At 39.9% G+C, this 13,317-nt stretch carries 6 protein-coding genes; all 6 read left to right on the forward strand.

Annotated elements, in window-relative coordinates; genetic code table 11:
* Window positions 1-534: 534 nt before the first annotated feature.
* The 6 genes from HMPREF9455_RS19695 (at window position 535) to HMPREF9455_RS19720 (ending at window position 13,303) form a co-directional block, all read left to right on the forward strand.
* On the forward strand, window positions 535-3,042 hold the full coding sequence (locus HMPREF9455_RS19695) for a kelch repeat-containing protein (protein WP_006801520.1): 2,508 nt from the start codon (window positions 535-537) through the stop codon (window positions 3,040-3,042).
* Window positions 3,043-3,288: 246 nt separating this feature from the next.
* The gene (locus HMPREF9455_RS19700; RefSeq protein WP_148401930.1) at window positions 3,289-4,335 is read left to right on the forward strand and encodes a LamG domain-containing protein; all 1,047 of its coding nucleotides are present in this window, start codon (window positions 3,289-3,291) and stop codon (window positions 4,333-4,335) included.
* Window positions 4,336-4,361: 26 nt separating this feature from the next.
* Window positions 4,362-7,352: a SusC/RagA family TonB-linked outer membrane protein gene (locus HMPREF9455_RS19705; protein WP_006801522.1), complete on the forward strand. Its 2,991-nt coding sequence runs from the start codon at window positions 4,362-4,364 to the stop codon at window positions 7,350-7,352.
* Window positions 7,353-7,364: 12 nt separating this feature from the next.
* Entirely contained in the window at window positions 7,365-9,011 is a 1,647-nt protein-coding gene (locus HMPREF9455_RS19710; protein WP_006801523.1) for a RagB/SusD family nutrient uptake outer membrane protein, read from the forward strand.
* A gap of 14 nt (window positions 9,012-9,025) precedes the next feature.
* Window positions 9,026-10,927 carry a GxGYxYP domain-containing protein gene (locus HMPREF9455_RS19715; protein WP_006801524.1) on the forward strand — a complete coding sequence of 634 codons (1,902 nt, stop codon included), beginning with the start codon at window positions 9,026-9,028 and terminating at the stop codon, window positions 10,925-10,927.
* Between the two features lie 69 nt (window positions 10,928-10,996).
* The gene (locus HMPREF9455_RS19720) at window positions 10,997-13,303 is read left to right on the forward strand and encodes a GH92 family glycosyl hydrolase (RefSeq protein ID WP_006801525.1); all 2,307 of its coding nucleotides are present in this window, start codon (window positions 10,997-10,999) and stop codon (window positions 13,301-13,303) included.
* Window positions 13,304-13,317 lie beyond the last annotated feature (14 nt).

Genomic DNA, 13,317 nt, shown 5'->3' on the forward strand with positions numbered 1-13,317 from the left:
AAACCATTGATTTTTCAATTTTTTATCTCCCAAGAAAATCTATCAGGATAAAACTCGACAAGCACCTTTCGTTTTTCTCGTATACCTCTCTCGGTAAGCGGATGCAAAGGTAGTTCTTTTTATTTATTTTGCAACACCCAAAGCAAAAAAAACGAATAAAAAAAGACACCTAATAAAACAACAAACTATTAATGAATATTTTATGATGAACAAATTTATTAATAATATTAGAAGATGCCGATCTTTTTAGAATAAATAATTACTCGGATTTGCAATTTAAGTTAATATCGAGAGATAAAACAAGCTAAATATTCTAACCGAAATAAGTCAATTTATTAATTACAGGAAAGATTTTATGTTTAATTATTCGTCTGCAAAACAAATTCCGGTTTAATTGCGAGGTAACCAAAAGTCGTGAACGCATCTCTTTAAAAGGATAGACTTTGTTTGTTCTTATAGTTTTCTTAAATTTGTTTTCATTTTAATTGTATAAAGTGAGTAGTCTTGGCTAAGTTAAATATGTCTGGTAAATTTATGAAGTTATATCTATCTATATTCTTTGGAGTTATATTTACATTAAGCTGCTATGCACAAGGTTTGCAGTTTCAGGGAAATGATAAATTAATAGAAGACCGTACTTCATATTCTGTGTTCGACAAAGAAATACCAACCTTTAAGAACAGCTTCTCCATTCGTTTCGAAATATCAATTCTACAATTTAACAGTTTTGGCTATATATTCCGCTTAAAGGACAAGGATACCAACAAAACATATAACTTAACCTATACTTACAAAGACGACAAAAACAGTTTCTTTAAATTCAACGCGGAGGGTATAGATAACCTGATTTCCATAGAGTTGCCTAATAACATATTAGGTAACCACCAATGGCAGACTGTTTCTGTCACTTTTCTATTGAATGACAACAAATTACTTATATCTATAAACGACAAAGAATACACAGTAAATAATCCCGGCTTACCAAAACAGTTTCACCCTCAAATATTTTTTGGGAAAAGTGATCATATTGTTGATGTACCGGTTTTCGCTTTACGCAATCTGGAGGTTGAAAACGATAATAAACTATTGCGCTTTCCTCTAAAAGAAAGCGATGGCGAAAATGTACATGACTGGCAAGGTAAAGTTATAGGACATGTATCCAATCCTGTTTGGCTTATAAATACTGCGTATTATTGGAAACACCGCTACACATATAAATCGGAAACAGTAGGCGGAGTTAATTATGATGAATCCAAACAAAATATATTATTCTTTAATACCGATTCCCTCTCTTCATTCGATCTTCGAACAAACAATGTATTGATCAAAAAATATGCGAACAAACTACCTGTAGATATACAGCTCGGCACCAGTTTTGTCGATGATAAAGAAGACAAGCTATATATATATGAAGTTAATAATCTACCGATAGGAAATACTACAATTGCTTCACTTAACTTAGAAAATACAACATGGAAATCTGTAAGCACAGCATATTTGCCCATGCAACTCCACCATCATAATGGATATTATGACACGGAAAACAAAAGATATATTATTTTTGGCGGATTCGGCAATCAAAAATATAACAAGGAATTCCTTTCATTTAATATAGAGAAAAGCAAATGGGATACGTTGATCTTTAATGGGGATAAGATTATGCCCCGTTATTTTTCCGGTATGGCCAGTTTTAAATCAAAAAATCAGCTTTTCATCTTTGGCGGGATGGGAAATGAATCCGGGGATCAAACCATCGGGCGAAGCTATTTATACGATTTATACCAAGTGGATCTGGATAGCAAAAACATTAAAAAATTATGGAATTTGTCATGGCAACCGGAAAATATTGTTCCTACCCGGAATATGATTATGCTCAACGATTCATGTTTCTATACATTATGCTATCCTGAGCACAAACCCAATTCCTACCTGCAATTATATCGGTTTTCCTTAAAAAACGGAAGTTACACAATACTAGGCGACTCGATTCCTATACTTTCGGAGAAAATACCAACAAATGCAAATCTATACTTCAATCATAAACTTAAAGAATTTTATTGTACAGTTCAGGAATTTCAGGATAACGGTTCGTCCGTTACCCGCTTCTATTCGTTAGCTTATCCCTCTATAAACAAAACCGAACTGACAACATACAGTACCCCCCAATCCGTTATAAACACATGGTTCTGGCTTGTTATTTTTTTACTTTTGACAGGTTTGTTTACCACTCTGATTTACTATAAAAAGAGAAATAAAAAGATACAGATCACGGCTTCAGAGAAAGAAGAAATTTCCATTCCGGTCAAACCTAATATAGAAATAAAAGATAAAGCAAATGCTATTTATCTTTTCGGTGAGTTCACCGTATATGATAAAAACGGACGGGATATTACATATATGTTCAGTGCCAGGCTCAAGCAGGCATTTCTGCTCATATTGGGACATAGTCTAAAAGATGGCATTTCATCACAACAATTCAGCGAGGCTTTATGGCCCGACCGCTCTGAATTTAATGTAAAGAATCTCCGGAATGTTACACTAAATCATCTGAGGAAGATTCTTTCGGACTTAAATGGCATTGACTTGCTTTTTGATAAAGGATATTTCAAAATTGAGCTAACCGATGATTGTTTTTGCGACTGCTTCCTTTTCGAACAACTAATTCATTCAGAAAATAATATAAAAAGTAACTCTCAATTAATAGAAGTCCTAATTCGCGGCAAATTTCTGAAATCATCAGACGATACGCAGCTAGATTCTTTTAAGGAAAGAATAGAAGCCCAAATCCGGTCAATACTACCCATTTATATAGAGAAAGCATACGATAGTCAGAATTACATTCATACGATTCATCTTTCAGAAGTTCTGTTTATAACAGACCCTCTGAATGAAAAAGCTTTGTATTATCTGATAAATTCCTTGAATAATCTGAAACAAACAGAAGAAGCTAAAAAAAAATATGCATTATTTGCAATTGAATATAAGAAAGAAAATAAACAAGATTTGCCTTACACATTCTCTTCTATTCTAAAGAAAGACTAAGTGTGCAGGCCTTGTCATTTTAACATCTAAACGTCCGATTAATAAAAAAGTCTGGCGTCTTAAGCCACTTTTAACCCCCTTTTAACCCCCTTTATATTTACCAAATAATACTTTTGTGAAGATTCGGAAATATCTTATCAGACACATTCCGCAATCTTCTCAAAACAAACAGTATTAATTTTTAATAAGTAATAACCTTAAATTTTTATTATCATGAATTTTTTTGATAAAAGAAAAAATCCGGGGATGAAGATTAGTTTTTTGCTGCTCGTCTTTTTTATTGCATTTTCATGCTCTGACAAAAAAGACAATGTCGCAGATATTAATCTAGATTGCCTATATAGTCATCTTTCGGATATGCAGAATATGCTGGATACTGCCAAAATAGGCACAGAAGACGGAACCTTCCCTAAGGAAAATGCGAACAATCTGTTACAAGCTATCGAAGACCTTAAAACAGGTATTTCGAAAGCTAAAGCCGGAATGTTTGTTCTACAATTCGAGATCGACAATTATTGTGTAGCATCGGACAAAGCTATAGCTGAATTTATGAATTCCTACCAGATGACACTCCCTGCGGGATCAGCTGGTGAATTACTTGTATTCGGTATCGATAAAAAAGGATATATCGATTTTGGCGAATCTGCCGCCTATGGAGGTTCCAACACATTTACTGTTGAGAGCTGGCTCAAGTATGATGCTAATTTCTTCGAATTTGCCATAGGTGATTTCATCGCCACATTCAGCCATGATGGTAACGGAGTGAAGCAAGGATGGATGATAAACTTTATGGGATCTAATCTCCGTATGACAATGGGGATGGGACCACAACAAGACCGGGTACTGGAGTGGGGCAAAGCATATCCGGAAACTTACGGACAATGGATGCACCTGGCTGCTGTATACGACGAAAGTGCAGCAAGTGAACAGCTGAAGATGTATATCAACGGAGAACTGTTCTTTAGCAAAACAAATGATATATATGATGGTGCAACATTACAAAAATATCAGCCAAATACACGCAATCTGAAAATGTATGCATTCATGGAACCCGAAGATAATAATCGTTGTATGACCGGTTACATGAAGAAGTTCAGATTATGGAGCAAGGCTAAAACTCAAACGGAAATACAGACATTAATGAATTCGGATGTAACAGGAACAGAAGCCAACCTGACTTGCGCATGGGATTTTACTATCGTACCTGCAGATAATACTAACATTCCTGATAAAACAGGCAAACACACGGCCAAACTTGTCGGATCATACAAATGGAAGCCTGTAGCTCAATAATCTAATATTTATAAAAAACAATTACTATGAATCGAAATATATTCACTAAAGTATGCATATTGCTTATACTTATTCTTAGCTGCTATTCTACAGAGGTCTTTGCTCAAAGCAACACCATAGCAGTAAAAGGAACTGTAAAAGACCGCATGAAAGAACCTCTGACTGGAGCGAGTATAGTCATTGAAGGTGCTACAACCGGAACGCTTGCTGATATAGACGGTAACTTCGAATTAAATGTAACTGAAGGTAAAACGATAGTTGTCTCATACCTGGGTTTTATTCCTCAAAAATTTATTATTTCAAAAGCTATCAACCTAAACATAGAACTGGAAGAGGATAGCCAGCAATTGAAAGAAACTATTGTTTTCGGTTACGGAACAATGGAAAAGAAAGACCTTACAGGTTCAATTCAGAGTCTGGATAATAAAGAATTGATGAAAGCGATGACGGTCAATGTAACCGAAGCCCTGAACGGCCGCGTAAGTGGTGTATTGGTTAATAAAACCTCGAACCGTCCGGGTGCGAACATGAGCATCCAGATACGTGGGGTAAACTCATTCAATTTCTCTAACGAACCCCTTTTTGTTATTGACGGTGTACCATCACAATCGGGGATGAAACATTTGAACAGTGCCGACATCGAATCTATCGATATACTGAAAGATGCATCTTCTTCCGCAATATATGGGTCGAGAGGAGCTAACGGGGTTGTTATTATAACAACTAAGGGTGCTAATAAAAGGCCTGGATTCAATGTCGAATATAATGGGTCTGTCGGAGTAAAAACACCAACCCGGATACCCGATATGATAGGGAATAAAGGTAATGGCATGGAGTATGTCGATTACAGAATCGCCTTGTGGAAAAAGAAATATGGAGATTCTTCCCTGATGCGTCCCGATTTCCTTACTGCTGACGAAAAGCGCAGGATTAAATATGGAGAATATTACGACTGGCTGCGTGAGCTGTCTGACGAGTCTATTGTTACCAGTCATAATATAAGTGCCTCCGGCAGTTCAGACAAAGTGTCCTATACTTTTGGTTTGGGATATCTCAAAGACGATGGTATGATAGGTAATGAAAGTTTCGAACGTATTACAGCGAATATAGGTTTGGAATATCGTATGTCGGATAGGTTCAAGATGGGAATGAACAGCTATATATCATTCAATAAAACAAATCATGGAGCCGATGACGCTTTAGTAAATGCATATTTCCTGCCTCCGATTGTTAGCCCATACGGTTATGATGGTGAATATACTTTCAATGTACAGCCTACATCCAGTAAGATAAATCCGTTTGTGCAGATTGAGAATAATAAAAAAGAAACAGAAGCGCGTTATACCAACTTCTCAGGCTTTCTTGAATTCCTGCCCATCAAAGATCTCTCTCTGAAATCACAGATAGCTGTACAATATGACAACGATGTATACGGAGAATGGATAGGAACATATACACAGGCCAAACAAGGGGTAAGCGATCCGGATGCCTTCAGAAGAGAAGGTGTAAACCTTAACTATGTATGGGATAACATCGCAACCTATAACAAAACATTCAATGACATACATAAATTAAATGTAATAGGGCTCTTCAGTGCTCAGAAGGATACACATAAAGGTTCTGAAATGAAAGGTGTTGGATTGCCTTATCAGTCAGACTGGCATGCCCTTGAAACTGCAGACCAGATAACAGGAGCTAAAAGCTATTACTGGGAATCATCCATGCTTTCTGTTATGGGGCGCGTAAATTATACATTAAAAGACAGATACTTATTGACAGCAACCGGTCGTTACGATGGGTCTTCCCGCTTAGCTACAGGAAACCAATGGGGTTTTATGCCCTCATTCGCTTTGGGTTGGAGACTCAGCGAAGAAGAATTTATGAAAAGTGCAGACTGGCTCAGTAACCTGAAACTACGCGTAAGCTGGGGTAAAAGTGGAAACAACAATATAAATTACGATATAACAAAGAGTAAGCTCGATCTTAGCAAATATACATTTGGTTCTACAGGTCAAAATGGTTTCGGACTAAGCGATACCAAGGGCAACAGTAACCTGAAATGGGAAATGATGTCGGAATGGAACTATGGATTGGATTTCGGAATACTCAACAACAGGGTAAGTGCAACAATAGATATATACAACCGACTGACAGAAGACCTTATATTCGCTCGCTCGGTAGCCAGCATAAACGGGTATTCTTCTATCCTCGAAAATATAGGAAGTACTACAAATAAAGGGATTGAAATAGGGCTAAACACTGTGAATATCTCCACATCCGATTTTTCATGGAGAACAAATGCTACATTCTCACTTAACAGGAACAAGATCAAGGAACTATATGGGACAGGTGAAGATGATCTGGCAAACCGTTGGTTTATAGGACAACCTATCAGCGTGATATACGATTTCGAAAAGGTAGGCATCTGGCAGGAAGACGAAAAAGCCGAAGCTGCCAAATATGGTCAGGTTCCCGGACATATACATGTAAAAGATCTTGATAACAATGGTGTATTGGATGAACGCGATTACAAAGTATTAGGGACACCCTCCCCTGACTGGACTATGGGTATAACAAATACATTTACATATAAGAACTGGGATATGTCTATATACATGTATGGCCGCTATGGAGGTATGTACGACGACGGCTTCACATATATGTTTACAGCATGGGACAATGAGCACTGGAACAAACTGGATGTAAAATACTGGACCCCTGAGAATCGTAGCAATGACTACCCTCAGGTGGGTGCCCAATCATACTACACACAGGTTTTAGGGAAAATATCTGGTTCATTCCTGAAAATCCAAAACATAACACTAGGTTATACATTACCAGGTAATATATTGAAAAAATCTGGCCTAAAGAATGCCCGTGTATATGGAGCTGTTCAAAATCCGTTCACATTTACTTCATATAAAGGTCCGGATCCTGAAACTATCGGAGAGAATGCATATACGCAATTATCTCTTTATCCAATGACATTTACCTTAGGCGTAAACATTTCATTCTAAATCGAATAACACATGAAAAAGATATTAAAAACATTAAAATACGGATTATTGGCCTGTTCAATAACCTTGGCAGGATGCTCAGATTTCCTCAATTCGGATACGCCGTCTATTATAACTGATGAATATTATAATACAAAACAAGGGCAAGAGAAACTATTGATCGACATATATTATCGCTACCGTTCAGTATTCAGTACAGGTGAAGTCCAGTATTTCGGTACAGATTTATATATGGCAATTACAGAAAGCCCTGTGGAAAGAATGTTTAACGGCTATGACAAAACATTCAACTCTACTGCTCCGATAGTGGGAGGATATTGGAAAAACCTTTATAAAATAGTACAGGAATCAAATACTTTGCTAACGCGTTGTACCCCTGAAATAGCAGGCAGCGACTACGATGGCATCACTTCGCAAGGTCGGTTTCTCCGTGCACTGGGATATTATTATTTAGTAGAAACTTTCGGTGCCGTTCCTTTCTATACAACAGAAAATACAGGCATTATCACAGAAACCGAACGTACTGATGAAAAAATTATCTATAAGTTTATGATAGATGAATTGGAAGCAATCAAGGGCAAACTGGATATGACCACAAAAGAACCTGGACGTCTTACTAACGCTGCCGTATTGCATCTACTTGGAAAGTTATACCTGACACGCGCCTACAAGTCCTATGCAGAAACTACAGACTTTTCCAAAGCGGCTTCCACTCTGGATGAATTGATTGAAGCCACATCTCAGCCATATAGTCTTTTAGCAAATTATGGCGATGTATATGACGAAAATAACCAGAACAACTCGGAAGTAATCTGGGCTATTCAATATGGTTCTGATAAGAATTATATAGGCAATGGCAACTCTCAACAAAGCCAATTCGGGTTTAATATCACAGCCTTGGAACCCGATATGTTTACAAAAGTTCAGGCCGATTATTCATCCATGAGCCGTTATTACTGGGTAATACCTAAAGTACATGAACTATTTACCGACCCGGTTGCCGATACCAGATATGATGCTACATTCAAACGCCGGTTCTTAATCAACAATCCGGCTAATGCCAAATTCGGTGATTTGGGAATCTATTTCCCTCGCTGGAATGACAATTCAGGAATGGATGAAGGAGCAGTGAAATACTATCCGTTCAAGTCAGGCAGCGACTACAACTGGTATCCTCAGTCAACAGCTTTACCGATTCTGGCAAATGCTATCGACCGTATGCCCATGATTCAGAAATTTAAAGACACAAAGATAGATTGGGGCAGTCCGGGTTCGAGAGAAGATGTAGTCTTTCGCTTATCAGACACATACCTGCTTGCAGCAGAAGCTTATTTAGGGGCTGGTAATTCTTCTCTTGCACTGGAACGTATAAACTCGATCCGAAAAAGAGCAGCTAAAGATGAAAACACGTATGAGCAACAAATGAAATTAAATTCTTTAAACATTAATACAATAATGGATGAAAGAGCACGGGAATTACTAGGTGACCATGACAGATGGTTCGACCTGAAACGTACAAATACACTACTTACCCGTGTGAAAGAATACAATCCGTTCGTAGCGGCATACGATAACCTAAATGAAAACCATCTGGTCAGACCTATCCCTCAGGATGAAATAAACAAAATAAAAGGGCTCGGTCAAAATACAGGATATTAAAAAAACACTAAAATATGACAACAATGAAAATCAAATATATTATTCTGGGGCTATTATGTAGCCTGGGAGCAAGCAGTTGTGACGATTATTCTTCTCCTACAAAGAACATGGGGCTAAATGAAGAAAACAATGTTAGTCTCTATATGGATCAGTATGACCCGGTTGCAAATGTAGGGCAATATACTTTCCCCGAAATGACTACCAAACCCAAGAAATACTGGAATTGCGTGGAGGTATTGAACGTTGGCAGCCGTAACGAGCTTGGATGGACAGAAGAGATCAGGGGCCTTCAGTACCACCTGTTATGCCAGTCTATGGCCGGCCTAACCAATCGGGCTGTAGATGAAGGAAAAAGTGAGGTTGGCTTTTGGATGCACGATCATGGTGGCAGGGAATCTTATAAGTTGTCCGTAGAGGCCCTGAAGAATATGGGTATCAGCGAGCAAGGTATGCAAAGTGGATTAGAACTGGCAAAAAACAATTACGGACCCTCTGATGGTGTAAATATACAGCTTAAAGATTACTTTGACGGATATGTTTTAACCGATGTAGAAAACAATCCTGAAAGTAATATCGTTGCTTCCGTTGCATCCCACGTCTACAATTCAATTATAGTAGATATCAGGGACAAAGCCAGCTTCGAAGCAGCAGGCTATACGATGAAATACGATGCACGTAATAAAACGACTGCAGATGCATGGCGCGAATTTAAAGATAAATGTAATAAAAAAGCGTTGGTAGTTATGCCTGTACAAACCGGTGAACTTCGTGACTTCGCCATCAAAAACAATTTGTTTGTACTAAATATCAACAAACAGAAGGAAGACCCTTCATCAGGGCAAAACCTGGATATATTTGCTGAAGTATTAAACTGGCTGGAGCCCGGAGCACCTATATTCGGGTGGGAACAGGGTGTTGATGAAGCATTATTTGTAAACAGGGCATCAAAAACAGGACATACATGGGTACCTAGCGATTGGATATACAATATGCCTCTGACCTCTTTATTATACAAGAGCCGTCAAACGGCTACATTAGCCAAAGTGGAAAATCCTCAGTTTATTAACTATGATTTGAAAAAGAATTTTGTCTCATTCTACTTATCTGATGGCGATAATATCCAATGGATGATGAATAATTTTGTCGGGGAATTCTATCAGAATGCCGATGCAAATGATATGAAGATGGGATTCGGACTACCTGTGGGTAATCTGGCAATGACCGCACCCGCACAATTCACCAATATTATAAATCAGCAAAAGCCTAATTACACCTTAATTGAGGCTCTGGGCGGAGGCTATTTATATGCCGATAATTTTGGTGTTGATAATAATAGGAGTGAGAGATTAGCGGAAATCGCTAAGAGTGTTGCAGCAAGTATGCGTCAACATCGTGTTAAAGTACTAGGTCTTATTGCTCAGGATGTTAAATCAGCTGCAGCAAAAGAAGGTTTTCAGGCTTATGTAGATGCAAATGATCAGTTGGAAGGAATTGTAGCGATTCAATACTCTCCTTATGCCGGTGGTGAAGGTGAAATTATATGGATAACCAATAAAAAAGGATACGACATTCCCGTTATCACAGTAAAATACTCCTTATGGAATTTTGGAAATCGCAATACGACTCGCGAAGGTACTCCTGCATATGTGGCAAACAGATTGAAAGAAGAAGCCAAAGACGAAACATTCTCACTTATTTCCGTCCACGCATGGAGTAAATTTAAGGACATAGGAAACTCGAATGACGAATTAGCCGAAAATACGAATGGAGATAAAAATGGAGCAAGTGCTGCTAAATTATGCATGAATCATCTGGATGACAACTTTCAGGTAGTAAGCGTACAGGAAATGATATGGCGGGTGCGAATGCATTACAGAACAGATCAGACCAAGAAGTACCTGAGTGAAATATTCTAATTAATGAAGAACTGTTATCCCTCCTGATAACAGTTCTTCCTATTAACAATATAAAGGAAAATAACAAAAATGAAAAAGATCCTCTCTTTATTATTGTGCGCTTTGAGCATTCTCACGTCAACAGCTCAGGATTATATGCCTGTGGACTATGTTAACCCATTAGTAGGCACACAATCTAAGCATTCTCTATCCACGGGCAACACCTATCCGGCTATCGCCATGCCATGGGGAATGAACTTCTGGATGCCCCAGACCGGTAAAATGGGTGACGGATGGGCCTATACTTACGATGCCGACAAGATTCGCGGCTTCAAACAAACACACCAGCCAAGCCCCTGGATAAACGACTACGGCCAGTTCGCCATCATGCCGGTGACAGGAGAAGCCGTCTTCGACCAGGACAAACGGGCCAGCTGGTTTTCCCATAAGGCCGAAATAGCCAAACCATATTATTATAAAGTTTATCTGGCCGACCATGATGTGGTAACCGAAATGGCTCCCACAGAAAGGGCTGTTATGTTCCGCTTCACATTCCCCGAAAACGATAAGTCGTTCGTTGTGGTAGATGCCTTCGATAAAGGATCATATGTCAAAATCATACCCGGGGAAAACAAGATTGTCGGATATACCACCAAAAACAGCGGAGGGGTACCCGAAAACTTCAAGAACTATTTCGTTGTCGTATTCGACAAGCCGTTTACATACAAGGCATCGGTGGCCGGCGGTAATATTACCGAAGGCGGACTTGAAGTATCCGATAACCATGCCGGAGGGATAATCGGCTTCTCCACTAAAAAAGGAGAAATCGTGCATGCAAGGGTAGCATCCTCATTCATCAGTCCCGAACAGGCCGAACTCAACCTGGAAGAACTGGGTAACGACTCATTCGACCGGATAGCTCAGAAAGGACGTGACCAATGGAACAAGGTACTGGGACGTATCGTAGTGGAAGATGACAACATCGACAACCTGCGCACATTCTACTCATGCCTCTACCGCTCGGTATTGTTCCCGCGCAGCTTCTACGAAATGGACGCAGCGGGCAGGACCGTTCACTATAGTCCGTACAACGGCGAAGTATTACCCGGTTATATGTTCACCGACACAGGATTCTGGGATACTTTCCGCTGCCTGTTCCCGTTCCTGAACCTGATGTATCCCGATATGAATGCCAAGATGCAGGAAGGACTGGCTAATACCTATAAGGAGAGCGGATTCCTCCCTGAATGGGCCAGTCCGGGACACCGCGGCTGTATGGTGGGTAACAACTCGGCCTCCGTCGTTGCCGACGCCTATCTCAAGGGATTGAGAGGCTATGACATCGAAACACTCTGGCAGGCCGTTATACACGGAGCCAATGCCGTACATCCCAAAGTAAGCTCTACCGGCCGTCTGGGCTGGGAGTATTACAACAAGCTGGGATATGTCCCTTATGATGTGAAGATAAATGAAAATGCAGCCCGCACACTCGAATATGCTTATGACGACTGGTGTATCTACCAGCTGGGCAAGAAGCTGGGTAAGCCTGCCAAAGAAATAGATATCTATGCCCAACGGGCGATGAACTACAAGAACCTGTTCGACCCCGAGCATAAGCTGATGCGCGGAAAGAACCAGGACGGCACGTTCCAGTCCCCGTTCAATCCGCTGAAATGGGGGGACGCCTTTACCGAAGGCAACAGCTGGCACTATACATGGTCGGTATTCCACGATCCCCAGGGCCTGATCGACCTGATGGGCGGCAAAGCAGGATTCAACCGGATGATGGATTCCGTATTCAGCGTGCCGCCGTTATTCGACGACAGCTATTACGGGGGAGTCATCCACGAGATACGCGAGATGCAGATAATGAACATGGGCAACTATGCACACGGCAACCAGCCGATACAGCACATGATCTACATGTACAACTATTCAGCCGAACCTTGGAAAGCCCAGTACTGGGTACGTGAGGTGATGGACAAACTCTATACCCCTAACCCTGACGGTTATTGCGGGGATGAGGACAACGGGCAGACTTCGGCCTGGTATGTATTCTCGGCGGTAGGCTTCTATCCTGTATGTCCGGGCTCTGATGAGTATATCTTAGGCTCACCGTTGTTCAAGAAAGTGACACTCAACCTGGAGAACGGCAATAAAGTGGTTATCGATGCAGCAAACAACAATAAGGCCAACAGGTATGTACAGTCAATGACCGTAGACGGGCAGGTACATACCAAAAACTACCTGAGTCATGACCAACTGCTGAAAGGGACTACCATTAACTACCGGATGGCTCCGGCTCCGAATCAGAGCAGAGGGGTCAACGATAATGACCTGCCTTATTCTTTCTCTAAGGAACTCAATAGTATAAATAACAAGAATAAGAAAAAATAAAAACATATGGACAA

Source organism: Dysgonomonas gadei ATCC BAA-286 (assembly GCF_000213555.1).
GTDB lineage: Bacteria > Bacteroidota > Bacteroidia > Bacteroidales > Dysgonomonadaceae > Dysgonomonas > Dysgonomonas gadei.

Bases quoted from the DNA above. Each gene is read 5' to 3' on its own strand.
- HMPREF9455_RS19705 (WP_006801522.1), top strand. From the start codon at position 4,362: ATGAATCGAAATATATTCACTAAAGTATGCATATTGCTTATACTTATT.
- HMPREF9455_RS19695 (WP_006801520.1), top strand. From the start codon at position 535: ATGAAGTTATATCTATCTATATTCTTTGGAGTTATATTTACATTAAGC.
- HMPREF9455_RS19720 (WP_006801525.1), top strand. From the start codon at position 10,997: ATGAAAAAGATCCTCTCTTTATTATTGTGCGCTTTGAGCATTCTCACG.
- HMPREF9455_RS19715 (WP_006801524.1), top strand. From the start codon at position 9,026: ATGACAACAATGAAAATCAAATATATTATTCTGGGGCTATTATGTAGC.
- HMPREF9455_RS19700 (WP_148401930.1), top strand. From the start codon at position 3,289: ATGAAGATTAGTTTTTTGCTGCTCGTCTTTTTTATTGCATTTTCATGC.
- HMPREF9455_RS19710 (WP_006801523.1), top strand. From the start codon at position 7,365: ATGAAAAAGATATTAAAAACATTAAAATACGGATTATTGGCCTGTTCA.